The sequence below is a fragment of the Embleya sp. NPDC059213 genome (assembly GCF_042754445.1).
Lineage (GTDB): Bacteria > Actinomycetota > Actinomycetes > Streptomycetales > Streptomycetaceae > Embleya.
On record NZ_JBHZAV010000039.1, the window covers coordinates 41,998 to 66,741 of the forward strand.

Consider the following 24,744-nt stretch of genomic DNA (forward strand, 5'->3'; position numbering starts at 1 on the left):
ACCGGACGCCTGGGACCGACGTCGGAAAACCTCGCCGGAACATGACGCGGGGCCCGCCGACCGGCGGGCCCCGCATCATCGGTTCATCCGTTCGCGACGTGTCACCGCGAGCGGCGCGACAACCGCTCGACGTCCATCAGGACCACCGCACGCGCCTCCAGCCGCAGCCAACCCCGGCTGGCGAAGTCGGCCAGCGCCTTGTTGACCGTCTCCCGCGAGGCGCCGACCAACTGGGCCAGCTCCTCCTGGGTGAGGTCGTGCGCGACGTGGATGCCCTCGTCGGCCGGCACCCCGAATCGGCGGGACAGGTCCAACAGCGCCTTGGCCACCCGGCCGGGGACGTCGGAGAAGACCAGGTCGCCCAGGCTCTCGTTGGTCCGCCGCAGCCGACGGGCTATCGCCCGAAGCAGTGCCGCGGCGACCTTGGGCCGACCGGTCAGCCAGGGCTGCAGGTCGGAGTGGCCCAGGCCGAGCAGCCGCACGTCGGTGAGCGCGGTCGCGGTCGCCGTACGCGGTCCGGGGTCGAACAACGACAACTCGCCGAACATCTCGCCCGGGCCGAGCACCGCGAGCATGTTCTCGCGACCGTCGTTGGAGCTGCGATGCAGCTTGATCTTGCCCTCGATCACCACGTACAGCCGGTCACCCGGGTCGCCCTCGTGGAAGAGCGAGTCCCCGCGCTCGAGCGCGACCTCCGTCATGGAGGCCCGCAGCTCGGCGGCGTCCTCATCTTCGAGCGCCGCGAACAGCGGAGCCCGCTGCAAAACGTCGTCCACGAGGTTCCTCCTAGGCCGGCCTGGTCGACACCAATGAAGCCGAGCGGTCAAACAGTGCGATCGGTCACAGTCTGACGCACCGGTACCCGCAATCATTACGCGGGGTGGCCTGGATCACGAACGGGCGGATCCGCAGTAACCGGACATGTCGCTCCTGTGATCAAGCGTGTGCGGACTGCTCGACCGTAGTCCCCACACATCTGCGTACTCTGGCCGGGTGTCCAGCAACGTGACGGAGCCCGCACCGCGCAGGTCGCGGGCTGCCGCGAAGGTCGTGAAAACCGAGTCCCATCTCGCTCTGGTGCGCCGCGCGCGCCGGATCAATCGCGAGCTGGGCGAGATATACCCGGGTGCGCACTGCGAACTCGACTACGGCACCGCGTTCCAGCTCCTGGTCGCCGTGGTGTTGTCCGCGCAGACCACCGACCGACGGGTCAACACGGTCACCCCGGCACTGTTCGCCCGCTTCCCCGACGCCGCCGCGATGGCCGCCGCGGAGCCGGCCGAGCTGGAGGCGATCATTCAGCCGACCGGGTTCTTCCGGGCCAAGACGCGCTCGGTCCAGGGCCTGTCCCAGGCGCTTTTGGAGCGCTACGACGGCGAGGTGCCGGGCAAGCTCGCCGACCTGGTCACCCTGCCGGGAGTGGGACGCAAGACCGCCAACGTGGTGCTCGGCGAGGTCTTCGACGTCCCCGGCATCACCGTCGACACCCACTTCGGCCGGCTGGCCCGGCGATTCGGCTGGACCAAGGACGAGGATCCGGTCAAGGTCGAGCAGGAGGTCGGGGCGCTCTTCCCGCGCAGGGACCTGACCCTGCTCTCGCACCGGGTGATCTTCCACGGCCGCCGGGTGTGCCACGCCCGCCGCCCGGCCTGCGGGGCGTGCGCCATCGCACCGCTGTGTCCGGCGTACGGCGAGGGCGAGACGGATCCGATCAAGGCCGCGGCGCTGCTCAAGTACGAGATGGCCGGGCAGCCCGGCCAACGGCTCAAACCGCCCGCCCTGCCGGTGCTCGCGGTGCCGGTCGACGCGGCGAGGAACGTACCGAAAGACGAGGGGGACGCCGGGTGACTCAGACCGGGACCGGGATCCAGACCTGGGCCGAAGCCGATCTACCGGAATGGCTGCGCCCGGTCGCGCGCACCGCCGCGTCGATCAGCCCCGAGCAACTGAGCCGCTTCCTGCCCCCCGCCCAGGGCGGTCGACGCTCCGCGGTGCTGATCCTGTTCGGCGAGGGACCCGACGGCCCGGACCTGCTGCTGCTCCAGCGTGCGCTGACGCTGCGCTCGCACGCGGGCCAGGCCGCGTTCCCCGGCGGCTCGGTGGACCCGGACGACGACGGCCCGGAGGGGACCGCGTTGCGCGAGGCACAGGAGGAGGTCGGGCTGGACCCCGCCGGTGTGCGGATCTTCGGCCGGTTGCCCGATCTGTACATCCCGGTGAGCGACTTCGTGGTCACCCCCGTGCTCGCGTGGTGGCACCGCGAGAGCGAGGTGGCCCCGGGAGCGCCCGAGGAGGTCGCCCGGGTGATGCGGGTGTCGATCGCCGATTTGGCCGACCCGGCCAACCGGGCCCGGCTGCGCCACCCCGGCGGTCACCTGGGTCCGGCGTTCCTGGTGCACGACATGATGGTCTGGGGCTTCACCGCGGGGCTGATCGACCGGGTGCTGCACCACACCGGCTGGGAGCGGCCGTGGGACGACCGGCGCGAGGTCACCCTGTCCGAGACCGAGGCCCGGTTGGCCCGGCGCGGCTTCGACCGCTACGAGGAGACCGCCTCCGAGCCCCACGTGCGGGACTGAACTGGGACGCGGCCGTCGGCCCGTCGCCGCGTCCGGTGCCGCGGCCGGGCTGACGGAGCGTCAACATCGGCTCTGTACAGCCGTGTCACCGGTGTTCGACGAACCGGCACGGCGGCGGACAGCGTGGGCTCGTACATGAGAACGTGAGCCCGTGAATGTCCTGGACCTGTTGCTGCTCGCCGCCGCGGTGGCCTTCGCCATCTCCGGATACCGGCAGGGCTTCATCGTCGGTGTGCTCTCCTTCCTGGGCTTCATCGGCGGCGGCGTGCTCGGCATGTGGCTCGTGCCGTCGCTGCTCGACCGCTTCGAGCCGGGGTTGGGCCCCTCGATCGCGGCGATCTGCGTCGTGCTCGTGTTGGCCACCGCGCTCCAGGCGCTGACCACCGCGGCGGGCAACCGACTGCGCCGGCATCTCACCTGGCGGCCCGCGCGGCTGGTGGACGCGGCCGGCGGCTCGATCGTGAGCGTGTGCGCGCTGTTGATCGTGGTGTGGCTGATCGGTTCCTCGGTCGCGGGCGCCTCGATGCCCACCATCTCGCGCGAGGTGCGCTCGTCCCAGGTGCTGGGCGGGGTGCAGAGGGTGTTGCCGCAGGGGGCCGACACGTGGTTCTCCTCGTTCGGCAACCTGCTCGACCGCAACGGCTTCCCGCAGGTCTTCAGCCCGTTCGTACGCGAGGACATCCCGCAGGTCCCGCCGCCGGACCCCAAGCTGTTGTCGATGCCCGCCGTCCAGGAGAGTCGCAACAGCATCGTCAAGATCGTCGGCACCGCGAAGAGTTGCGGCAAGGTGATCGAGGGCTCCGGCTTCGTCTACGCCCCGCAGCGGGTGATGACGAACGCGCACGTGGTCGGCGGCGTCAAGAAGCCGACCGTGCAGATCGGCGGCGAGGGGCGGGAGTACCAGGCCGAAGTGGTGCTCTACGACTGGAAGCGCGACATCGCGGTGCTCAAGGTGCCCGGTCTCAAGGCCACTCCGTTGCAGTTCGAGCCGAAGGTGGAGAGCGGCGCGGACGCGATCGTGGTCGGCTTCCCGGAGAACGGCGCCTTCCACGTCGAACCCGCCCGGGTCCGGGCCCGGATCCAGGCCGGCGGACCGGACATCTACAAGCGGGGCACGGTCAGTCGCGACGTGTACTCGCTGTACGCCAAGGTCCGCCAGGGCAACTCCGGCGGACCGCTGATCTCGCCCGGCGGCAAGGTCGCCGGGGTGATCTTCGCCAAGTCGCTCGACGACGAGTCCACCGGCTACGCGCTCACCGTCGAGGAGGTGCGCGCCGACGCCGAGGCGGGCGCGGTCGGCGACCGCCCGGTGGACACCCAGAGTTGCGCCATGTGACGCATGTTCGACGCCCGTTCGGGCAGACGTGCGAGCAGCACCGCCAACGGTGCCAACCGGCAGGGTGGGGTGGGGGAATGCTCGGGCATTCGCACGCGGTCAGCGGGGCACTGGTGTTCGCCGCGACGGCGCCGGTCCTGCCGCAACACCTGTGGCACAACCACCTGTCCGGGGCCGAGATCGTGATCGGCACCCTCCTGACCGCGGGTGCGGCGCTGCTGCCCGACCTCGACCACCACAACGGCACGATCGCCAACTTCCTCGGCCCACTCTCGCGCGCGTTGTGCTCGGGCGTGGCCAAGGTGTCCGGCGGGCATCGGCACGCCACCCACTCGATCGCCTTCGTCCTGGTGGCCGGACTGCTGACCTGGCAGGGCGTGCAACACCTGGGTCGGCCGTTCACCCTCACCATGGTCTTCGTGCTGCTCGCGCTGGGGTTGCGCGCGCTGAACGTGTGTCCGCCGGGCAAGGGCCCGGCGTCCTGGATCACCATCGTCGCGCTCGCCGGTGGCGGTACGGCGGTGGTCGACCACTGGATGCCGTCCGCACCCGACTGGTTGCCCATGGTGATCGTGCTCGGCTGTGTCGCGCACCTGCTCGGCGACTTCCTCACCAGGCAGGGGATACCGCTGCTCTGGCCGCTGGGCACCCGCTTCGAGCTGGCGATCGTCGGCCGGACCGGGAATCGTCTGGAGACGCTCGTCCTGGTGCCGGTGATGATGATCGCCACCGTCGCCCTTTTGTGGTTCGGCGCATTCGCCTGAAAACGAAAAGAAGCAATCGTTCGGCGAATACGAAGAACTCACCCGCGGGAAAGCGGTACCGCGACGCGGCCCGGTGTCGAGCCGCGTCGAAGCGTCAGCGTGGGGAGCGCAGCCGCAACGTCAACCAACGTGCTCGTCGGCGCAATATCCCCATCAGTCCCGGGAAATGATCCCCCCGGTCGGCAACCGCGCCGACCGGCGCCCCTCGCGTGTGTTCGAACCCGTGAGTGCCAGTGGTGCCGATCTCAACCATGAGGGTCTCTGCCGTCTCCGACCGGGTGTCCCCGGCCCCCGCCGCCATGCTCGGAGCGTTGTACGTCCGGCTCATAGGGGGGCGCCTACCCGGGTCACCGACGGCGTAATCGCCCCGCTTCGGCGGGCCGGAAATGCCTCCCGGAGACCATCGAGGCGATCTGTACGGAAGTGTCGGATATCCCTGGCAAAATTACACAAGAAGGCCCGAAACCATTGTGGAAGTTCAGCGCCGGAACTTCAACGTTCCGGTTCCGGATCCTTCAGCCAGCCCAGAAGTTCCTCGGTGAACATCGTGGGTTGTTCCTCGTGCGGGAAGTGGCCCACGCCCTCCAGCAGCCGCCACCGGTAGGGCGCCTCGACATAGCGCCCGGAGCCGGCGGCGGTGCGGGGCAGGATCACCGGATCGAGGGCGCCGTGCAGATGCAGCGTGGGCACCTCGACGGGGGCCTTCATCCGGGCCGAGTACTGGATTCCGTCCGGGCGCGGGATCGAGCGGATCAGCCAGCGGTAGTGCTCCGCCGCGCAGTGCGCCGTCCCGGGCACGAGCATCGCCTGCCGGTAGCGCGCGATCGACTCGTCGGCCGGCCGGCCCGGCGCCGACCACTCCCGCAACATGTCCCCGACCATGGCCGCGTCGTCGCGGATCAACTGCCGCTCGGGCACCCACGGCCGCTGGAAACCGAAGATGTGCGAACTCGCCGCCATCTGATGCCGATCGGTCAGCAGCGCGCCGCGCAGCCGCCGGGGGTGCGGCATCGACACCGCGACCAGGCGGCGGACCACCTTGGGCCGCAACACCGCGGCGGTCCAGCCCAGATAGGCGCCCAGGTCGTGGCCGACCACGATCGCGTCCGGCTCGCCCAGCGAGCGGATCACCCCGGTCACGTCCAGGGCCAAAGTGATCGGGTCGTAGCCGCGCGGGGTGCGGTCGCTGCCGCCGTAACCGCGCAGATCCAGCGCGACCGCGCGGTAGCCGGCCCGGGCCAGTACCGGTAGCTGATGCCGCCAGGTCCACCAGAACTGCGGGAAGCCGTGCAGCAAGAGCACGACCGGGCCCTCGCCCATCTCCGCGATGTGGAACCGCGCGCCGTTGGCGGCGATGTCGCGGTGCGTCCAGGGCCCGGCCACGTTGACCACGGTGCTCTCGGGAACCGTCATGCCGAGCAGCGTCGCACACTCGCGATGGTGCTCCTGTTTCCGCCGCCGGTCGGGCGACCCGTGCCGCCGGGTCAGCCGACGTTCTTCAGCGTGCTCACCGTGTCCCGGGTCGTGGTGATCGTCCGCTCCGGCGGCCGCACCTTCTTGAACGACTTGATGCCGTAGAAGGCGAGTGCCCCCGCGAGCAACAGATAGAAGCCGCCGACGATCAGGAAGCTCCACGCCACGCCGAGACCGAGGGCGTGGATGCCGTAGACGACGGCGAAGCTCAGGAAGACGAACGCGAACACACCGACGAAGGCCGCCGCGCCGAACGCGCCGCCACCCTTGGCGACGTTGACCACGCTGACCTTGACCTCGCTCTTGGCGAGCGCGATCTCACTGCGCACCAGCGTGGACATGTCCCGGCTGGCCGACGAGAACAGCTCGCCGAGGGATCGTTGTGCGTCGACGGGCACGTCCTGGGCCGGGGACCTGTCGGTGCCTGCCATGGTCACTCCTCGTGCGGGTACGGATAATCCGACCCCGATCATGCCCTGCTGTGGCGATACGGATCCAGCGGGGCGCGTCGTACGAGTGTTTCGGATGGGAAACGAAGCCGTCAGGAGTACCCGAGCTTCTCGTTCCGCAACCGATCGGCGTCGCTCTGATAGACGTCCGGAATGCCGTCGCCGTCGTCGTCGCGATTCTCCTCGGCGCACATCCGGGCGTACGCGTTGTTCCTTATCCGCAGCACGATCGAGGCCCCGATGGCGGCCAGTACCGAGCCCACCAACACCGCGGCCTTGGCCTCCTCGGTCAGCGTCGGGTCGTCGGTGAAGGCGAGTTCGCTGATCAGCAACGACACCGTGAAGCCGATGCCGGCGAGCATCGACATGCCCAACACGTCCCACCACGCGAGGTCGTCGCTGAGCTGGGCCCGGGTGAATCGGGCGACCAGCCAGGTGCCCACGAAGATGCCGACCACCTTGCCCAGGATCAGGCCGATCATGATGCCGAGCGTGGGTCGGCGGGTGAACACGTCGGCGAGCACCGGGCCGGAGACCGCGACGCCCGCGGACATCAGCGCGAAGATCGGCACCGCGAAGCCGGCGGAGACCGGCCGGACCAGGTGCTCGACGTGCTCGGCCGGCGAGGTCCGCTCCTCACGGTCGGGAAGCACCCGCATCAACAGGCCCATCGCGACGCCCGCGACCGTGGCGTGCACCCCGCTCTCGTGCATCAGCGCCCAGATCACCAGGGCGAGCGGTACGTACCACCACCAGCCGCGCACCCGGAATCGCTGGAGCAGGGCGAAGACCACGAGCAGGGCGAACGCCCCGGCCAGGGCCAGGAAGTCCACCGAGTCGGTGAAGAAGATCGCGATGATCAGGATCGCGCCGAGGTCGTCGACCACCGCGAGCGTCAGCAGGAACGAACGCAGTGCCGAGGGCAGGTTGGTGCCGATCACCGCGAGCACGGCCAGGGCGAAGGCGATGTCGGTCGCGGTGGGGATCGCCCAGCCGTCCGGCGAGCCGCCGCCCGCGTTCACCGCGAAGTAGAACAGCGCCGGGGTGATCATGCCGCACGCGGCGGCCACCACCGGCAGCACCGCCTGGGCGGGATTGCGCAGGTCGCCGACCACGAGTTCGCGCTTGAGTTCGATGCCGGCCACGAAGAAGAACACCGCGAGCAGTCCGTCCGCGGCCCAAGTGCCCAGCGACAGATTGAGGTTGAGTGCCTCGGGGCCGATCCGGAAGTCGCGCAGGTCGTGATACGCGTCGCTCCACGCGGTGTTCGCCCAGATCACCGCGACCACCGCCGCGATCAGCAGCAGTGCGCCGCCGACGGTCTCGGTGCGCAGCGCGTCGGCGATGAAATTCCGCTCGGCCAGCGTGGACGGGCGCCGAAAGAACTTGTTGCGTGGTGCGGACTCGGCACCCACGGGACCTCCAGGTCGGCTGCGGCTCGCAGGCGTATACCGCCCCGCGAAAACGACAAAACAGCGCCGACCAGACTTCCCGGCATGCCTCCCGAAGGGAGACCCATGTGTCGGAGCGGTGAATTCCGCCCTCGATCGCCGTAAGTATATCGATAATGTGTGCGACCCGGTGGAACCGATCGGTACGCGCGTCGCCGGCGCGGCGGCAACGCAAAGGCCCCGTACCGAAGTTGTCTTCGGTACGGGGCCGCGTCGAGGGTGGCGGGGCCGCCGGGGGCTCAGTCCTGGCGGCGCGGCAGCACCGCGTGGTCCGGCGCGGCGAGCGAGCGCGACGCCGCGGGCTTGTTCGGGGACTGCGCGGAGGCGTTGACGATCGTGTTCCAGTCGGTCACGTTCTGACCGACGCCCAGGCCCTGGAGCTTGGCGATCACCGCGGGGTCCTGGCCCTCCAGCCAGTCGGTGAGCTGACGGAAGGTCACGCACCGCACGTCGGCCTTCGTGCAGACCGAGGTCACCGTGTCCCGGACGGCATTCATGTAGATGCCGCCGTTCCAGTCCTCGAAGTGATTACCGATGAACAACGGCGCGCGATTGGTGGTATAGGCGCGCTGGAATCCGTTCATGTAGAAATCGTGGGCTTCCTTTTCCCACGCGTCCTTCTTGGACGGGTCGAACTTGCCGTGCACCGCTTCCTGCTCGTACATGATGTTGTAGTCCATGGAGAGCTGCGACTTGGTCGGGCTGCCCGGCCACGGAAGCGACTGGAGCGGGAAGTCCCAAATGCCGGTCTCCTTGCCGCGCTTGGGCCACACCTGGAGACCGCCGGGAGAACTCGCGTCGTAGCGGAATCCCATTTCCTTGGCGGCCCGCATCAGATTCGGCTGGCCCTCCAGGCACGGGGCCCGGCCGCCGATGAGTTCCTTGCCCGGCGCGTAGTCGAACGGCAGCGGCGGCAGGTCGGCGTACCCGGTGTTGGTCTTCCAGTTCTGGACGAACTTGACCGCCTGCTCGGTCTCGTTCTTCCAGTCCGCGGGGCTCCAGCTCTTGCCGCTCGTGGCGCTGTTGCAGAAGTGCCCGTTGAAGTGCGTGCCGATCTCGTTGCCCTTGAGCCAGACCTCACGCATCTGGATGATCGTATTGCGCACCGTTTCGTCCGACATGAAGTTGATGTCGGACGCGCCGGCCGCGTGCTTCGGGCCGGTGTACATGGCCTTCTTCGTCTTCGGCAACGTGTAGATACCGCTCAGGAAGTACGTCATCTGAGCCTTGTTCGCCTCGGACAGCTTCGAGAATTCCGAGACCAGCTTGTTTCCGTCCTCGGCCGCGCCGTCCCAGGAGAAAATGACGAACTGCGGCGGTTTCTCGCCCGGCTTGAGCTTCTCCACCTTGGGCTGGTTCGGCTGGGGGCCGGTGTCGGCGGTCGAGCCGTCGCCGATCGGCTTGACCGGACCTCTCGGTTTGTCCGATTCCTTGCCCGGAGCGCTCGGATTTCCGTTGCCAGGGTTCTTTGCAGAGGAATTGCCGGAATCTTTCCCGTCCTTTGCGAAAACCACGAAACCGATAGCGGCCAGGACTGCGACAACGACGAGCACCGCAGCGCCGCGGACAGTTCGCACAGTTCACCTCTTCCCATGGACATGCCGGACCGGGCTGTATTACCTATCGATACATACGCACGCCGGGCCCACCCGGTTGCGTGCGTGCCCGGACCTTTCACCGCGTACCCGAGTCGGGACGCGGCGGATCACCCGGCATACGTGAGCGCGGACACATCACCGTACGGGGAGTCGGGCCCCGGAAGCGATCCGAGCCGGGCGGGCGTCAGGGGTCGCTCCGGAACTCGATGCGGCCGCTGTACATGCCCATCGCACAGGTCCAGGTCAGGGTGCCGGCGCGCGGTGTGCCCAGGTCGATTTCGGCCGCCCCGGTCACCGGCAACACCCGCTGCTCGTCCCGGGCGGGCAGCACGAAGCCCCGGGTGCAGCCGGTGGTGTGGTCGGTACGCAACACCAGCACGGTGCGCACGCCGGCCCGGGCCAGCGCGCGGGCCGGGTGGTAGCCCTCGTTCCCGACCCGGACGGTGACTCGTTGCACGCCGTCGGTGCCCGTGCGCGCCGCCGCGTGATCCACGGTGCCCGCCGCGGCCGGCGTCCACCAGCCGCCCAGGCGCAGTCCGGAGGCGATCGTCCACGCGGCCACCGCGAGCACCAACAGGCCCAGGAGCGCGGTCGGTCGGCCGCGCAGCACTCGTCCGGAGGCGCCGACCAGCAGGCCGAGCGCGGCGAACAGCGGGAGGGTGCCGAGCACGAAACCGGTCAGCACGGCGGCTCCGCCGAACGCGTTTCCCGAGGTCACCGCGACCAGTTCGACGCCCAGGGTGACGCCACACGGCACCAGCACGGTGGCGGCGCCCAACAGCAGTGGACCGCGGCCGGCGCCGCGGGTGAAGGCGCGCGGCAGCAGCCTGCCGACCCCGGGCACACCGAGCATGGACAGGCCGAAGAGCACCATCAGCGCGCCCGCCAGGAGCAGCAGGATCGCGCGGGTGCCGGGGGTCGGTTGGATCGCGCCGCCAAGCAGCCCGAGCAGGGCGCCCAGGACGGCGTGCGCGGCGAGCTTGGCGCCCAGGAAAACGGCCAGCGCCCGGGGGAGCAGGCCGCGCGGCACTGTCGTCGGGCAACCGGCGGCCGGGGTCGGGCGCGGCCGGACGGCGCCGGCGAGCAGGCCGCCCTGGACCGCCGCGCAGGACGCGCCGCCCGCGACGAACCCCGCACCGAGCCCGGTCGCGAACAGTGTGAGTACCTGCACGGAACCACCCCCACTCCGGGGAGATTACGGGCCATCACACACGGTGTGGAAGGTTCTCGACGCGAAACACCTGATTCACCCATGTGGGTGCATATTTTACGTTCTGAAAAGAATAGCCTTACTGTGACAAGGTAAACACTTAGAGTTAACTTGGCCTATCCGGCCCGGCACTCTTGTTCGACCCTGCGCGCCGCCACCCCTGCGGCAGCCATGCCCGCCATGACATGACTGACATGACTGACCCCGGAGGACACGGACATGCCCGTTGCCCCTGACATCACGCTCGCGCCGGTCTCCCGAATCGCCGCGCTGCGCGCGGATTTCGGCGCCTCACTCGTGGTTTTCCTGGTTGCCGTGCCGCTGTCGCTCGGCATCGCACTCGCAGCCGGCGCCCCTCTCGGCGCCGGCATCATCTCGGCCGTGGTCGGCGGCATCGTGGTCGGCCTGATCGGTGGCGCACCGCTCCAGGTGAGCGGTCCCACCGCGGGCCTGACCGTGATCGTGGCCGGCCTCGTCCAGACCTACGGCTGGCGGGTGACCTGCCTGGTCACCGTCGGCGCCGGCCTGCTCCAGATCCTGCTCGGCGTGCTCCGGGTGGCCCGCGCCACCCTCGCGCTGTCGCCGGCCGTCGTGCACGGCGTCGTCGCGGGCATCGGCGTGGTGATCGCGCTGGCCCAGTTGCACGTGGTCCTGGGCGGGGCGCCGCAGCGCTCGGCCTGGGAGAACCTGCACGAACTGCCCACCCAGGTGGGCAATCTGCGTGCCCCGACGGTCGCGGTCGGGGTGATCACCGTGGTCCTGCTGCTCGGTTGGCCGATGCTCGGCAGGCTGCCCGGGCGGTGGGCGCGGCTCGGCCGGGTGCCCGCGCCGCTGATCGCGGTCTCGCTCGCCACGGTGACCGCGAGCGTCCTGCACCTGAACGTGGCCCGGGTGGACCTGTCCTCGATCGCCCTCACCACCCCGGTGTTGCCGCCGGCGGGCGCGTGGGGCGCGATCGCGGTGGGTGTGATCAGCGTCGCGTTGGTCTCCGGCATGGAGTCGCTGCTCTCGGCCGCCGCAGCGGATCGGCTGCACCACGGGCCGCGCGCCAAGCTCGATCGCGAACTGATCGGTCAGGGCGTGGGCAACATGGTCTCCGGCGCGATCGGCGGCTACCCGGTGACCGGCGTGGCGATCCGTTCGGTGACCAACGTGCGGGCCGGTGCGCTCACTCGGGCCGCGACGATCATGCACGGCGTGTGGGTGATGTTGTTCGTGGGCCTGCTCGGCGCCTTCGTCGAGCGCATCCCGCTCGCGGTGCTGGCCGCGCTGGTGATGGTGGTCGGCATCCAGATGGTCAGCCTCGCGCACATCCGACACGTGCACCGGCATCGCGAGTTCCCCGCCTACGCGGCCACCATCGCCGGGGTGATCCTGGCCGGCGTGCTCCAAGGCGTGCTGCTCGGCGTGGTGGTCGCGGTGCTCACCGCGCTGTATCGGCTCAGCCGCAGCACCGTGCGGGTGCATCCCGGCGACGGCGTGTTGCACGTCGAGGTGCACGGCTCGTTGACCTTCCTGTCGGTGCCGCGACTGTCCCGAGTGCTGGGCAAGTTGCCGCCGGGCGAGCACGTCGTGGTCGACATGACGGTGGACTACCTCGACCAGGCCGCGTTCGAGGCGGTGCACTCGTGGCGCGTGGGCTACCTCGCGCGCGGCGGTCGGGTGGACATCGAGGAGATCCACGACGGTTGCTACGAGCGGGCCGCAGGCGGTTCGCCGGGCCCCAGGCGCTCTCGACTGACCCCCTCGCCGCGTTGGTTCGCGCCGTGGTGGCACTGGCAGCGGGCCTGCCCGCGCGAGGACGGCACCGCGTCTCAGGCGCTGGTGGCCGGTGCGCGCGAGTTCCAACAGCGCACCGCGCCGCTGGTCCAGCCGTTCCTGGAGCGGCTCGCGCTGGAGGGACAAAAGCCCGCACAACTGTTCATCACCTGCGCCGATTCGCGGATCGTGCCGAACCTGATCACCGCGAGCGGCCCCGGGGACCTGTTCACCGTGCGCAACGTCGGCAACCTGGTGCCGCGCGGCGAGACCGGGCAGGCCGGCTCCGACACGGCCGACGCGTCGGTGGGCGCGGCGATCGAATACGCGGTGGCGGTGCTCGGGGTGCGCAGCATCACGGTGTGCGGGCACTCCGGTTGCGGGGCGATGGGCGCGCTGCTCGACAAGGTCGGCAAGGCGCCCGAGGCCGGGGCGGAGCCCGGCACGACGCCGCACCTCGACCGTTGGCTGCGCAACGGCGAATTGTCGCTGGCGCGCTTCACCGCCGGCCCCGCGCCGACCCTGACCGGGTATCGGGTACCACCGGTGGAACAACTGTGCCTGACCAACGTGGTCCAGCAGTTGGACAACCTGCTCGACCACGCGGTGGTCGCCCAGGCGGTGGCCGCAGGACGACTGCGCCTGTTCGGGCTCTACTTCGACCTCGCCTCCGCGCAGATGTACCTCTACGACGGCGTGCGCGGCGATTTCGGGCCGGTGGACGCGGAGCGGGCGGAGTCCGGGGCGCTGCCGGAGGTGCTCGCGACGGGCGCCGAAGATCACACTTTTCCGGCACTCAATGCGGGGTAGCCACCCCGTACGATCTCGCCGTCGGCCACGATGCGCCGTGGCCCGAGAAGTGGTCTAAACCAATCGCGGTCCTCCTCTTGCCGGCTCGGGCCGGTCCCTGATGAGCTACGGCGGAAGGAACCGACCGCAGCAGCACGGAGGAGTACGCGTGAGCAACGCAGACCGGAACACCGGGGACAAGGCCCAAGAGGCACTGTCGAACCTGCTGCGCGAGGAGCGACGCTTCGCGCCCCCGCCGGCGCTCGCGGAGGCCGCCAACGTCAAGGCCGAGGCGTACGAGCGGGCGTCGGCCGACCGGCTCGGCTTCTGGGCCGAACAGGCCCGGCGGCTGGACTGGGCGGTGGAGCCGCAGGAGACGCTGGACTGGTCGACGCCCCCGTTCGCGAAGTGGTTCGCCGACGGCAAGCTCAACGTGGCCTACAACTGTGTCGACCGGCACGTCGAGGCGGGCCACGGCGACCGGGTGGCGATCCACTTCGAGGGCGAGCCGGGCGACACCCGCACGCTGACCTACGCCGACCTCAAGCGCGAGGTGTCCAAGGCGGCCAACGCGCTCACCTCGCTGGGCGTCGAGGCGGGCGACCGGGTGGCGATCTACCTGCCGATGATCCCCGAGGCGGTGATCTCGATGCTCGCCTGCGCGCGCATCGGCGCCCCGCACTCGGTCGTCTTCGGCGGCTTCTCGGCGGACGCGGTGTCCTCACGTGTCAACGACAACGACGCGCGGATCGTGATCACCGCCGACGGCGGCTACCGGCGCGGCAAGCCCTCCGCGCTCAAGCCCGCCATCGACGAGGCGTTGGAGTCCTGCCCGGACGTGCGCAACGTGCTCGTGGTGCGTCGCACCGGCGGCGACGTCGCGTGGACCGAGGGCCGCGACATCTGGTGGCACGACCTGGTCGACGCGCAGTCCGAGGAGCACGAGCCGCAGGCGTTCGACGCCGAGCACCCGCTGTTCATCCTGTACACGTCGGGCACCACGGGGAAGCCGAAGGGCATCCTGCACACCTCCGGCGGTTACCTGACCCAGGCGAGCTACACGCACCACGCGGTGTTCGACCTCAAGCCCGAGACCGACGTCTACTGGTGCACGGCCGACATCGGCTGGGTCACCGGGCACTCGTACATCACCTACGGCCCGCTCTCCAACGGCGCCACCCAGGTCATGTACGAGGGCACGCCGGACTCGCCGCACCAGGGCCGCTGGTGGGAGATCGTGGCGAAGTACGGGGTCACCATCCTGTACACCGCGCCCACCGCGATCCGCACCTGCATGAAGTGGGGCGACGACATCCCCGCGAAGTTCGACCTGTCCTCGCTGCGCGTCCTGGGCAGCGTCGGCGAGCCGATCAACCCCGAGGCGTGGATCTGGTACCGCGAGCACATCGGCGCCGGGAAGACCCCGATCGTCGACACGTGGTGGCAGACCGAGACCGGCGCGATCATGATCAGCCCGCTGCCGGGCGTCACCTCGACCAAGCCGGGTTCCGCGCAGCGCGCGCTGCCGGGCATCTCGGCCAAGGTGGTCGACGACACCGCGACCGAGGTGCCCGACGGCGGTGGCGGCTACCTGGTGCTCGACCAGCCGTGGCCGTCGATGTTGCGCACCATCTGGGGCGACGACCAGCGGTTCCAAGACACCTACTGGTCCCGCTTCGACGGGCTGTATTTCGCCGGCGACGGTGCCAAGAAGGACGAGGACGGCGACATCTGGCTGCTCGGCCGGGTGGACGACGTGATGCTCGTCTCCGGCCACAACATCTCCACCACCGAGGTCGAGTCGGCGCTGGTCTCGCACGCCAAGGTCGCCGAGTCGGCCGTGGTGGGCGCCACCGACGCGACCACGGGCCAGGCGATCGTGGCGTTCGTGATCCTGCGCGGCTCGGCCGGGGACTCCTCCGACGAACTCGTCGCCGAACTGCGCGAGCACGTCGGCCGGGTGCTCGGCCCGATCGCCAAGCCCAAGCGCATCCAGGTGGTCACCGAACTGCCCAAGACGCGCTCCGGCAAGATCATGCGCCGCCTGCTGCGGGACATGGCCGAGGGCCGCACGCTGGGCGACGTCACCACGCTGACCGACTCGTCGGTGATGGACCAGATCTCCGCGCAGCAGTCGTCGGTGGCGGCCGAGGACTGAGCGGGATCTGCGGGCCCGGGGCGGCCCGTCCCTTCGGGGGCGGGCCGCCCCGCCGCGTTCAGACCCCGGCGGAGATCGCCTGCGGGCCGAGCACGAACGCCGAGTCGACCTGCTCGGCGAGATCGACGCCGGTCTTGGCGTTGGCCCAGCTTTGTGCGTTCCGCAGGTGGAACTCGACCATCTGCGCGGTGTATCGCTCCCAGTCGCGGTGTTCGAAGCGGGCGTCACAGGCACGCGCCAACGTGTGCAACGCGGCGCGGTTGGCCGGCTCCAGCGTCTCGAAGCCGGGCGCGCGGCCCTTCTCCAGGGCGCGGACGAAGTCGGACTGCACGGTCCAGGTCAGCAGGTCCGCGCCGACGTGCTCGCGCAGGAACTCGACGTCCTCGGGGCCCTGGACCTTGTTGCCGACGACCGCGAGCGACACGCCCCAGTCGCGCGCGTAGTCGCGGTATTGCCGGTAGACGCCGACGCCCCGGCGGGTCGGCTCGGCGACCAGGAAGGTGAGGTCGAAGCGGGTGAACAGCCCGGAGGCGAACGAGTCGGACCCGGCGGTCATGTCCACCACCAGGTATTCGCCGGCGCCGTCGACGAGATGGTTGAGGTAGAGCTCCACCGCGCCGACCTTCGAGTGGTAGCAGGCCACCCCCAGGTCGGACTCCTCGAACGGACCAGTGGCCATCAGCCGCAGACCGGGCAGTCCGGGCACCTCGCGCGCGCACGCAGCGTGGATCGGGTTGTCGTCGGCGAGTCGGATCAGCCGCGAACCCCGGCCGGGCGGCGTGGTCTTGACCATCTCGGTGACCGAGCCGATCCGCGGGTTGTCGCCGCGCAGCCACTCCTTGATCGCGGGCAACTCGGCGCCCATCGCGGGCAGTGCCGCGGCGGCGCGTTCGTCCAGGCCGAGGGCCACGCCCAGATGCTGGTTGATGTCCGCGTCCACGGCGACCACCGGCCGGCCGGTGGTCGCGAGATGTCGGATGAACAGGGACGACAGCGTGGTCTTGCCGCTGCCGCCCTTGCCGACGAAGGCGATCTTCACGGATGGGCCCTTCGGTGACGGTCCGAACGTCCGGGGCCGACGACGCGGGTCCGGCATTCGGGTTTGACAATCGTTTTCGAATAGGATCATCCGTCGCTTACCGTGTCCGCGTCAAGTCGTTCGGTGAGCACGCGCCGGCGGGTGGGTCGACGGGTGGGCCTCGCGCGGACCGGTGTCGCGGACGGTTTCCGGCGCGGCGTAGGGTCGCCCGGGTGAGCACCGCAACCGATCCCCTCGCCGCCCTCGCCGCCCTGCCCGGCGTGCCGGAGTCCGTCGAGGACACTCGCAAGGCCGTCGACCGGCTGCTCGGCCACCGCACGATGCGCCGCCGCAGCATGGACATCAGCGCCGAGTCCGCACTGCGCGGCGCGCGGGCGAGCGCCGCCCTCGAAGGGGTCGACTGGTCGCTGGAGGAGATCCGCCGCCGCACCGACTTCTCGGCCTCGGGCCGGGACGGCGCGGTGATCGCGGGCGCGCTGCGGTTGTCCGCCGAGATCGGCTCGCTGCTGGGCACCTGGGGGCACAGCCCGCTCCAGGTGCTGGCCCGGCTGCATGTGGTCGCCGCCGCCGACGCGGTGCCCGCCGAGGCGCTCGGCCGGCCGCGCCGCGACGGCGAACTGCCCGGGCCGCTGCCGTCGGCGGAGGAGGTGGCCGCCCGCCTGGACGGGTTGTCCCGACTGCTGCTCGCGCCGTCCTCGGCCCCCGCGATCGTGGTCGCCGCGGTCACCCACGCGGAGATCCTCACGCTCGCCCCGTTCGGCTGGGGCAACGGCCTGGTTGCCCGGGCCGCGCAGCGGATCGTACTGATCACCCGCGGCCTGGACCCCAAGGGCGCGGCCGTGCCCGAGGTCGGCCACCTGGACCTGGGCGTGGACGCCTACGCGGCGGCGCTGCGCGCGTACGAGAGCGGCACCGCGGCGGGTGTGGCGACCTGGATCGGGCACTGCGCCGAGGCGATGACGCTGGGCGCGCGGGAGAGCGTCGCGGTCTGCGAAGCGGTGATGCGCGGGATCTGATCCGTCCTGTGGGCGGGACGGCACGACCGGCTCGGCGGGGCCCGGGAAACGAGACGGCGGCGCCCTTGCGGACGCCGCCGTTTGCGCACTCCCACCGGGGTACCAAGCGTGTACCAGTTATGACGATCGGCCCCGGCATGCGCATCCACGGGGGGAAGAACATGCAGGTCGTCCGACGCGTTCGGCCCCTACGAGGGTCGGTCGCACGTGGGTTCCCGGCGGTCGTGTTCGGTCCGCGCGAGCCGACCGCCGAAGCGGGGCCGTACGGGCCGTTGGTCCCTTTTCTAGTGGGTTGCCGGGAGGAGGGGAACCCCTGGCCCAAGATCTTTACTTTTGGCCTTTGTCGGATTTGCTCCCGATCCGCCGTGTGGTCGACCCGCCGGCGTGTCGGCCGGCCCGGCGGGCGATGCGCCTCCCGTGGGTGTTCGGGGTCAGCGGCGCTTCTTGGCGAGGTACCAGACGAAGCCGGCCGCGGTGGCACCCGCGCCGATCGCGGTCGCCGCGAGCACGGGGCGCGAGGGCACCGACAGCGACGGCACCCGCTGGCGCAGCGCGACCGGCCGGCTGAACACCAGCACCGGCCAGCCTCGCCCGGTCGCCTCGCGGCGCAGGCCGCGATCGGGGTTGACCGCGTACGGGTGGCCGACCTCCAGGAGCATCGGCAGGTCGGTGATCGAGTCGCTGTACGCGTAGCAGGAGGCGAGGTCGTAGCCCTCGGTTCGGGCCAACTCCTTGACCGCCGCGGCCTTGTTGGGCCCATACGCGTAGAAGTCGATGTCGCCGGAGTAGCGGCCGTCCTCGACCACCATCCGGGTGGCCACCACCCGGTCCGCGCCCAGCATGTCGCCGATCGGCTCGACCACCTCGGCGCCGGAGGAACTGACGATGACCACGTCGCGACCCGCGGCGTGGTGTTCCTCGATCAGGGAGGCGGCCTCGTCGTAGATGATCGGGTCGATCATGTCGTGCAGGGTTTCCGCGACGATCTCGCGCACCTGCTGGACGTCCCAGCCGCGGCACAGCGCGGAGAGATATTCACGCATGCGCTCCATCTGGTCGTGATCCGCGCCGCCGACGAGGAAGACGAACTGCGCGTATGCACTCTTGAGGACGGAGCGGCGATTGATGAGACCGCCGTGGTAGAAGGATCTGCTGAACGCCAGCGCACTGGACCTGGCGATGATGGTCTTGTCGAGGTCGAAGAAGGCTGCTGTCCGCTTCGGAGCCTGGGTTTCCACAGTTCACGAGGATAAGGGCAGCCATTCGGCGTAAACTCCACGTCGTGGGTTTGCTAGAGAACCCCCTCGGGTACATCCTGGAAGTCACGGATCGTTCGCGACCGTGCTAACCCGGTCCGACTCCTCCCCCCCCGAGTCGGCCGTGGAGACGACCCCCGCTCTCCCCCCCGGCGGGGGTCGTCGCTTGTCCGGGGGCTTTTTTGCGTCCGTACCCCTGTGTGGGCCGGTTCTTTGTCCAACCCATCGCGTGCGGGCGGGATTTGTCACCGTAGTGTCCGGGCCGGTTCGGATCGAATCCTCGATTCCGGGTCGGCCGTCCGTGTGTGGTCGGTGACCTTTTCGGACCTGCCCTTCTCCGGTGTTTCCGGTGGATTCCCGGGCGATTTTCGGCGTGTCACGGGCGCGTCGACGCGATGAGTCCGTCCGGGACGGTCCGGCCGTCCCTCGCACGAGTGAATCCGTCGTCCACAACCGCGGGCTTGTACACAGGCACGAACCACCCGCTCGGCCGAGCGCGCGCCGGCGGCGACGGTGGGGTCAGTTCTCGGGAGGGCCGGTTCGGACGGACCTCCCCGACCCCTGGAGGTTCCGTGGCAGCGCTCTCCCCACCGCGGCCGGCCCGCCCGCTCCTGGTGACCGGTGATCCGACCCTGCTCGACGAACTTCTGCGGTTGTGCGCCGCGGCCGGGATCGAGCCCGAGGTGCAGCCGGACGCGGGCGCGGCGCGGACCGCGTGGCCGGCGGCGCCGCTGGTGATCGTCGGCGACGACGTGACACCGGGTCTGGCCCGCTGCGGACTGCCCCGCCGGGAGGACGTGGTGCTGATCGGCGCCGACCTGGACGACGGCGACGTGTGGCGACGGGCCCTGGACGTCGGGGCGGACCACGTGGTGTTCCTGCCGGACGCGGAGGCGTGGATCGTCGATCGACTGGGCGATGTCGCGGAGGGCACCGGGCCGGACGCGCACACGATCGCGGTGCTCGGCGGTTGCGGCGGCAGCGGGGCGAGCACGTTGGCCTGCGCGCTCGCGGTGACCGCGGGACGCCGGGGGCTGAACACCGCGCTGGTGGACGTGGATCCACTGGGTGGGGGACTGGACGTGCTGCTCGGCGGTGAGGACGAGAGCGGCCTGCGTTGGCCGGACCTGGCGAGCGCGCGGGGCCGGATCGACGGCGGTGCGCTGTCCGACGCGCTGGTGCACCTGCACGGGCTGACCGTGCTCTCGTGGGATCGCGAGCGACCGCCGGGGATTCCGCCGGACACGATCCGCTCGGTGGTGCGGGCGGTGCGCAGACGGCACGACGTCGCGGTGCTCGACGTGCCGCGGCACACCGACTCGGCGGGGGCGGAGGCACTGCGGCAGTGCGATACCGGGTTGTTGGTGGTGCCGGCCGAGGTGCGGGCGCTGGCCGCGGCGGCGCAGGTGTCGGCGCGGGTCGGTCCGATGGTGCGTGACCTGCGGGCGGTGGTGCGGCAGCCGAGTTCCTCGGGGCTGACCTCGGAGGCGGCCGCGCGCGGTCTCGGCCTGCCGCTCGCGGGCGAGTTGCGACCGGAGGCGGGATTGTCGGCCGCCGCCGAGCGGGGTGATCCGCCGGGGCTGCGCTCACGCGGGCCGTTGGCCCGGTTCTGTCGGGAGTATCTGGCGGGCAATCCGGCCGGCGTGGTGCGTCGGGAGGCCGCGTGAGTGCGCGCGAGGTGCCGCCGATGCCGCCATTTCCGCCGCCGACGCCGCTGCCGGGTGGGTCGCCGCCGCGGGGCGGGCGGCAGGTGCGGCCGACGGGGGTGCCGCAGCCGCCGCCGTGGCCGGTGCCGACGCCGGCGGAGGGCGGTACCGGGGTCTTCTCGGCGCCGCAATTGCGACCGGTGCCGGTGGCCGGCCCCGCCGCGTCGGTGCCGGCGCCGCCGGATCCGGGGCTGGTCGAGGCGGTGCGGTCGCGGTTGGCCGCAGGCGGACACGAGCCGACGCCCGGTGCGGTGGCGGCGGCGCTGCGGGCCGAGGGGCGGGTGCTCGGCGAGGCGGCGTTGCCGGACCTGGTCCGGGCGTTGCGCTCGGAGATCGCCGGGGCCGGGCCGCTGGACGCGCTGCTGCGTGATCCCGAGGTCACCGACGTGCTGGTCAACGCGCCCGACGAGGTGTGGATCGACCGGGGCGCGGGGCCGCAGCGTACGGCGGTGACGTTCGCGGACGACGCGGCGGTGCGGCGGCTCGCCCAGCGGTTGGCGAGCGGCGCCGGGCGGCGGCTGGACGACGCCTCGCCGTATGTGGACGCCACGCTCGCCGACGGGATCCGGCTGCACGCGGTGCTGCGTCCGGTCGCGGTGCGCGGCACGTGCCTGTCGTTGCGCGTGCCTCGGCGCACCTCGTTGGGGCTGGCCGATCTGGTCCGGGTCGGTTCGTTGTCGCCGGTTGCGGCCGAACTGCTGTGTGCGGTCGTCTCGGCTCGCGCCGCGTTCCTGGTCTCCGGGGGCACCGGATCGGGCAAGACCACGCTGCTCGGAGCGCTCCTCGGCTGCGCTCATCCCGCCGAACGGCTCTTGTTGGCCGAGGACTCGGCCGAGCTGACGCCGCGTCACCCACATGTGGTGCGGCTCGAGTCGCGGCCGGCCAACGTCGAGGGCGCGGGCGAGGTGACGCTGCGGGATCTGGTGCGTCAGGCACTGCGGATGCGGCCGGATCGACTCGTGGTCGGCGAGGTGCGCGGCGCCGAGGTGGTCGAGTTGCTCGCCGCGCTCAACACCGGCCACGAGGGCGGGTGCGGCACGGTGCACGCGAACTCGGCGGCGGATGTGCCGGCCCGGCTGGAGGCACTCGGGGCGCTGGCCGGCCTCGGCCGGGACGCCCTGCACAGTCAGCTGGCCGCCGCGCTCGATCTGGTCGTGCATGTGGTGCGTGAGCGCGACGGCCTGCGTCGGGTGGCCGAGATCCACGTGCTCGAACGGGACCCGGCGGGTTGGGTGCACCCGGTGTCCGCGATGCGCTTCGAGCGCGGGGGCGCGGCTCGTCCCGGACCTGGGCATGGGCGGTTGGCCGCGCTGCTGGCGGGGTGGTGGCGCGGGTGAGGGGCCGGGCGTGTTCGAACGGGGTGTGGGGCTTGTCGGGTGGGGGAGTCGATGACGGCGGCGGTGGTTGCGGCGGGGGCGGTCGCCGGGTTGGTGTGGTTGTCGATGGTTCGGGTGGGGCCGGGTCGGTTGCGGGGGGTGTTGGGGGCGCTCGATGCCGAGCGGATGGGGCGGTCGGGGCTCGGGGCGGGGGTGCGGCGGTATCGGGTGCCGGTCGCGGTGCTCGCGGCGGGGAGCGGCGCGGCGCTGCTGCTGGGGTCGCCGGTGCCCGCGCTGGTGGCGTTGCCGGGGGCGTGGGTGTTGCGTCGTCGGCGGGCGCGGGCGGCGGCCGATCGGGAGGCCGCCGCGGTGCGGGGCGCGGTTGCCGGGTTGTGCGCGGTGCTGGCGGGGGAGTTGCGGGCGGGGCGGTCGCCGGAGGAGGCGCTGAGGGCGGCCGCGCACGCGGTGGACGGGCCGGTCCTGGCGGTGGTGGGCGAGGCGATCGGGTCGGCCCGGGTCGGTGGCGATGTGCCCGCCGCGCTGGATCGGGCGGCGGCCCGGCCCGGGGCGGCCGGACTTCGGCGGCTCGCCGCGTGTTGGCGGATCGCGACCGGCCGGGGCGCCGGGTTCGCGCCGGCGCTGGAACGCATCGCGGGCACGTTGCGGGCGGAGCAGGACGCGCACGAGGAACTGGTCGCCGAACTCGCCGGGGCCCGCTCCACGGCGCACGTGCTGGCCGCGCTGCCGGTCTTCGGCCTGTTCCTGGGCAGTGGTCTCGGCGCCCGGCCCCTGGATGTACTGCTCCGCACACCGACCGGGATCGGCTGCCTGTGCGCCGGCCTGGTCCTGGTGGCCGTCGGTCTGGAATGGACGGACCGCCTGGCGGCTCACGCGGCGCCGGCGGCGGCATGAGGGCCGGGCGCGGATCGGGGGTCGGCCGGTGGGTGGGGGCGTGAGCGGCGTCGCGGTGTTCGTGGCGGTCGTCGCGGCGGCGGGCGGTGCGGGGGCCGCGGTACGGGGTGGAGGCGCGCGGGACCGGCGGGTGCCGGGGCGGGGGCCCGATCCGGTGTGGCGGCGGCGGGCGGCGGCGCTGCTGGGCGGGGCGGCGGTGTTCGTGTTGTTCGGCGGGTGGGTCGGGGGCGGTGCGGGGGTCGCCGCGGCGGTGCTGCTCGATCGGCGGCTGGGTCGGTTGGAACCGCGTTCCGGTCGGGTGCTCCGGGAGCGGTTGCGGGCCGATCTGCCCTCTGCCGCCGACCTGTTCGCGGCGTGCCTGGTGGCGGGCAGCTCGCCGGTGGAGGCCGCCGAGGCGGTCGCGCACGCGGTCGGTGGGCCGCTGGCGAGCCGGCTGCGGCCGATCGTGGCCTCGCTGCGGTTGGGTGGCGATCCGGGGCGGTGCTGGTTGACGCTGACCGACGATCCGGTGCTTGCGCCCCTGGGCCGGGCCCTGGCCCGAGCCGCGACCGGCGGTGCGCCCGCGGCGGCCCTGGTGGCCCGGATGGCCGACGAGCAGCGGGCCGAGCATCGACGCGCCGCGGGTGCGGCCGCACGCCGGGTGGGGGTCCGGGCCACGGTCCCGCTCGGGTTGTGCTTCCTGCCGGCCTTCCTGCTGATCGGAGTGGTTCCGATCGTGATCGGGCTGACGACGACCTTGTTGCAGCCTTTCTGATTCATTCATATGCACATATAAAAAGGGGGATTTCATGCAGATTCTGCTGCCGATTCTTGCTCCGGCCGCACGTCGGATGTGGCTGCGGCTGCGCGACGAGACCGGGATGACCACGGCGGAGTACGCGGTGGGCACGGTCGCCGCGGTGGCCTTCGGGGCGGTGCTGTTCAAGATCGTGACCAGCCCGGGGGTGGCGGCGGCGCTCACCCGCGTGATCACCAGGGCGCTCGATGTCTCGTTCTGAGCCTCGCCGCGGCGCCGCGCGTCGGGCGCGAGCGGCGAACGGCTTCGTGACCGCGGAGACCGCGGTCGTGCTGCCGGTGCTGGTCCTGTTGACCGCGGTGTCGGTGTCCGGCATCGCTGCCGCCGCCGCGCAGATTCGCTGTGTGGACGCGGCACAGGCGGGGGCACGGGCGCTGGCCCGGGGCGAGCCGGAGACGGTCGCCCAAGAGCGGGCCCGGGCCGCGGGTCCGGTCGGAGCGCGGACGGAAGTGTCCCGCGCGGACGGCCTGGTCCGCTTCCGGATCACCGGCGAGGTCGGCGTGCCGGGAGCGGCCTGGGCCGGAGTGCGGTTCCACGTGGAACATGTCGCGGTGGCGGCCCTGGAGGACGAGGTGGCCCCGTGAACCCTCGCAGCTCCGCCCAGGAGGGCTCGGCGACCTTGTGGGTGGTCGCGTTCGCGCTGGTGCCACTGTGCATGGCGGCATTCGTGTTCGCCTTCGCCGGGGCGGTCGCAGCCCGACACCGCGCCGCCGCCGCAGCCGACCTGGCAGCCCTCGCGGCGGCAGCCCGCGCCGCCGCCGGCGCCAACCCCGAGGAGGCCTGCGCCCTGGCCCGCCGAGTGGCCCGAGCCCAACACGCCGACCCGACCCACTGCCACCTCACCAACGCCTTCGCCACCGTAGAGGTCACCACCAACACCCCGGCCGGCCCCGCCCACGCAACGGCCCACGCCGGCCCCACCACCCCCAGACGCGTCAGCACCCCCGACACAGCCGAGACCCCGTAGGCCCGCCCACACCGCCCCACCACTCCCCGGCGCGTCAGCGCCCCCGACCCAGCCCGCCCCCGTGATCGACGCGCGCAGCGCGGAGAGCGGCGGAGCCGCAAAACGTTGACTTCGTGGCCCGTAGCGAAGCGAAGGGACACGAAGTCACGAGCGAGGGGCCACTTTTTTGTG

The 24,744-nt window shown here is 71.5% G+C and carries 22 protein-coding genes; 14 read left to right on the plus strand and 8 right to left on the minus strand.

All coding sequences use genetic code 11. The annotated features are described in order from the left end of the window. Positions 1-101 precede the first annotated feature (101 nt). Entirely contained in the window at positions 102-776 is a 675-nt protein-coding gene (locus ACFXMF_RS17110; RefSeq protein WP_020554920.1) for a Crp/Fnr family transcriptional regulator, read from the minus strand. A gap of 217 nt (positions 777-993) precedes the next feature. Here ACFXMF_RS17110 and nth point away from each other — a divergent pair, with 217 nt between their 5' ends. The 4 genes from nth to ACFXMF_RS17130 all read left to right on the plus strand — a co-directional run bounded on the left by nth (position 994) and on the right by ACFXMF_RS17130 (position 4,679). After that, complete coding sequence (gene nth / locus ACFXMF_RS17115; RefSeq protein WP_360316018.1) at positions 994-1,848, plus strand: endonuclease III; 855 nt, start codon at positions 994-996, stop codon at positions 1,846-1,848. Further along, positions 1,845-2,579, plus strand: a complete 735-nt coding sequence (locus ACFXMF_RS17120) for a CoA pyrophosphatase (RefSeq protein WP_360316021.1) — start codon at positions 1,845-1,847, stop codon at positions 2,577-2,579. The genes nth and ACFXMF_RS17120 overlap by 4 nt, the downstream gene beginning before the upstream one ends. A 151-nt stretch (positions 2,580-2,730) precedes the next feature. Then, positions 2,731-3,915, plus strand: coding sequence for a MarP family serine protease (locus tag ACFXMF_RS17125; protein WP_360316024.1), 1,185 nt, complete (start codon positions 2,731-2,733; stop codon positions 3,913-3,915). Between the two features lie 77 nt (positions 3,916-3,992). Then, entirely contained in the window at positions 3,993-4,679 is a 687-nt protein-coding gene (locus ACFXMF_RS17130) for a metal-dependent hydrolase (protein ID WP_360316026.1), read from the plus strand. Positions 4,680-5,171: 492 nt separating this feature from the next. Here the strand turns inward: ACFXMF_RS17130 and ACFXMF_RS17135 are convergent, their stop codons facing one another. The 5 genes from ACFXMF_RS17135 to ACFXMF_RS17155 form a co-directional block, all read right to left on the minus strand. Next, entirely contained in the window at positions 5,172-6,092 is a 921-nt protein-coding gene (locus ACFXMF_RS17135) for an alpha/beta hydrolase (protein WP_360316028.1), read from the minus strand. A gap of 71 nt (positions 6,093-6,163) precedes the next feature. Then, complete coding sequence (locus ACFXMF_RS17140; protein ID WP_360316031.1) at positions 6,164-6,583, minus strand: phage holin family protein; 420 nt, start codon at positions 6,581-6,583, stop codon at positions 6,164-6,166. Between the two features lie 110 nt (positions 6,584-6,693). Further along, on the minus strand, positions 6,694-8,016 hold the full coding sequence (gene nhaA, locus ACFXMF_RS17145; RefSeq protein WP_379989670.1) for a Na+/H+ antiporter NhaA: 1,323 nt from the start codon (positions 8,014-8,016) through the stop codon (positions 6,694-6,696). 275 nt (positions 8,017-8,291) lie between these two features. Beyond that, positions 8,292-9,629 carry a hypothetical protein gene (locus tag ACFXMF_RS17150; RefSeq protein WP_360316034.1) on the minus strand — a complete coding sequence of 446 codons (1,338 nt, stop codon included), beginning with the start codon at positions 9,627-9,629 and terminating at the stop codon, positions 8,292-8,294. 205 nt (positions 9,630-9,834) lie between these two features. Next, positions 9,835-10,821 (minus strand): sulfite exporter TauE/SafE family protein, encoded by a 987-nt coding sequence (locus ACFXMF_RS17155; protein ID WP_379989671.1) that lies wholly within the window; start codon positions 10,819-10,821, stop codon positions 9,835-9,837. 258 nt (positions 10,822-11,079) lie between these two features. Between ACFXMF_RS17155 and ACFXMF_RS17160 the strand changes: the two genes are divergently transcribed. After that, positions 11,080-13,428 carry a SulP family inorganic anion transporter gene (locus ACFXMF_RS17160; protein ID WP_379989672.1) on the plus strand — a complete coding sequence of 783 codons (2,349 nt, stop codon included), beginning with the start codon at positions 11,080-11,082 and terminating at the stop codon, positions 13,426-13,428. Positions 13,429-13,576: 148 nt separating this feature from the next. Continuing rightward, the gene (gene acs, locus ACFXMF_RS17165; protein ID WP_379989673.1) at positions 13,577-15,565 is read left to right on the plus strand and encodes an acetate--CoA ligase; all 1,989 of its coding nucleotides are present in this window, start codon (positions 13,577-13,579) and stop codon (positions 15,563-15,565) included. Between the two features lie 58 nt (positions 15,566-15,623). On the opposite strand, the gene ACFXMF_RS17170 is transcribed toward acs, so the two are convergent. Next, the gene (locus tag ACFXMF_RS17170) at positions 15,624-16,604 is read right to left on the minus strand and encodes an ATP-binding protein (protein WP_379992104.1); all 981 of its coding nucleotides are present in this window, start codon (positions 16,602-16,604) and stop codon (positions 15,624-15,626) included. 212 nt (positions 16,605-16,816) lie between these two features. Between ACFXMF_RS17170 and ACFXMF_RS17175 the strand changes: the two genes are divergently transcribed. Further along, a complete protein-coding gene (locus ACFXMF_RS17175) occupies positions 16,817-17,620 on the plus strand; it encodes an oxidoreductase (protein WP_360316046.1) in 804 nt (267 codons plus the stop codon). Between the two features lie 431 nt (positions 17,621-18,051). Here the strand turns inward: ACFXMF_RS17175 and ACFXMF_RS17180 are convergent, their stop codons facing one another. After that, positions 18,052-18,858, minus strand: coding sequence for an HAD-IB family hydrolase (locus tag ACFXMF_RS17180; protein WP_360316048.1), 807 nt, complete (start codon positions 18,856-18,858; stop codon positions 18,052-18,054). A 590-nt stretch (positions 18,859-19,448) separates the two neighbouring features. On the opposite strand from ACFXMF_RS17180, the gene ssd reads away from it, so the two are divergent. Genes ssd through ACFXMF_RS17215 form a run of 7 tightly spaced genes read left to right on the plus strand, consistent with a single transcriptional unit; the run spans position 19,449 to position 24,573 of the window. Next, on the plus strand, positions 19,449-20,543 hold the full coding sequence (gene ssd, locus ACFXMF_RS17185) for a septum site-determining protein Ssd (RefSeq protein WP_360316051.1): 1,095 nt from the start codon (positions 19,449-19,451) through the stop codon (positions 20,541-20,543). Then, a complete protein-coding gene (locus ACFXMF_RS17190; protein ID WP_379992103.1) occupies positions 20,540-21,919 on the plus strand; it encodes a TadA family conjugal transfer-associated ATPase in 1,380 nt (459 codons plus the stop codon). The genes ssd and ACFXMF_RS17190 overlap by 4 nt, the downstream gene beginning before the upstream one ends. A gap of 51 nt (positions 21,920-21,970) precedes the next feature. Beyond that, complete coding sequence (locus tag ACFXMF_RS17195) at positions 21,971-22,810, plus strand: type II secretion system F family protein (RefSeq protein WP_360324962.1); 840 nt, start codon at positions 21,971-21,973, stop codon at positions 22,808-22,810. A 40-nt stretch (positions 22,811-22,850) separates the two neighbouring features. Next, complete coding sequence (locus tag ACFXMF_RS17200; RefSeq protein ID WP_379992102.1) at positions 22,851-23,564, plus strand: type II secretion system F family protein; 714 nt, start codon at positions 22,851-22,853, stop codon at positions 23,562-23,564. Positions 23,565-23,598: 34 nt separating this feature from the next. After that, positions 23,599-23,808 carry a DUF4244 domain-containing protein gene (locus tag ACFXMF_RS17205; protein ID WP_379992101.1) on the plus strand — a complete coding sequence of 70 codons (210 nt, stop codon included), beginning with the start codon at positions 23,599-23,601 and terminating at the stop codon, positions 23,806-23,808. 46 nt (positions 23,809-23,854) lie between these two features. Next, the gene (locus tag ACFXMF_RS17210) at positions 23,855-24,190 is read left to right on the plus strand and encodes a TadE family type IV pilus minor pilin (RefSeq protein WP_360324971.1); all 336 of its coding nucleotides are present in this window, start codon (positions 23,855-23,857) and stop codon (positions 24,188-24,190) included. Continuing rightward, positions 24,187-24,573, plus strand: coding sequence for an Rv3654c family TadE-like protein (locus tag ACFXMF_RS17215; protein WP_360324973.1), 387 nt, complete (start codon positions 24,187-24,189; stop codon positions 24,571-24,573). Before ACFXMF_RS17210 ends, ACFXMF_RS17215 begins: the two co-directional genes overlap by 4 nt. Positions 24,574-24,744: the final 171 nt, after the last annotated feature.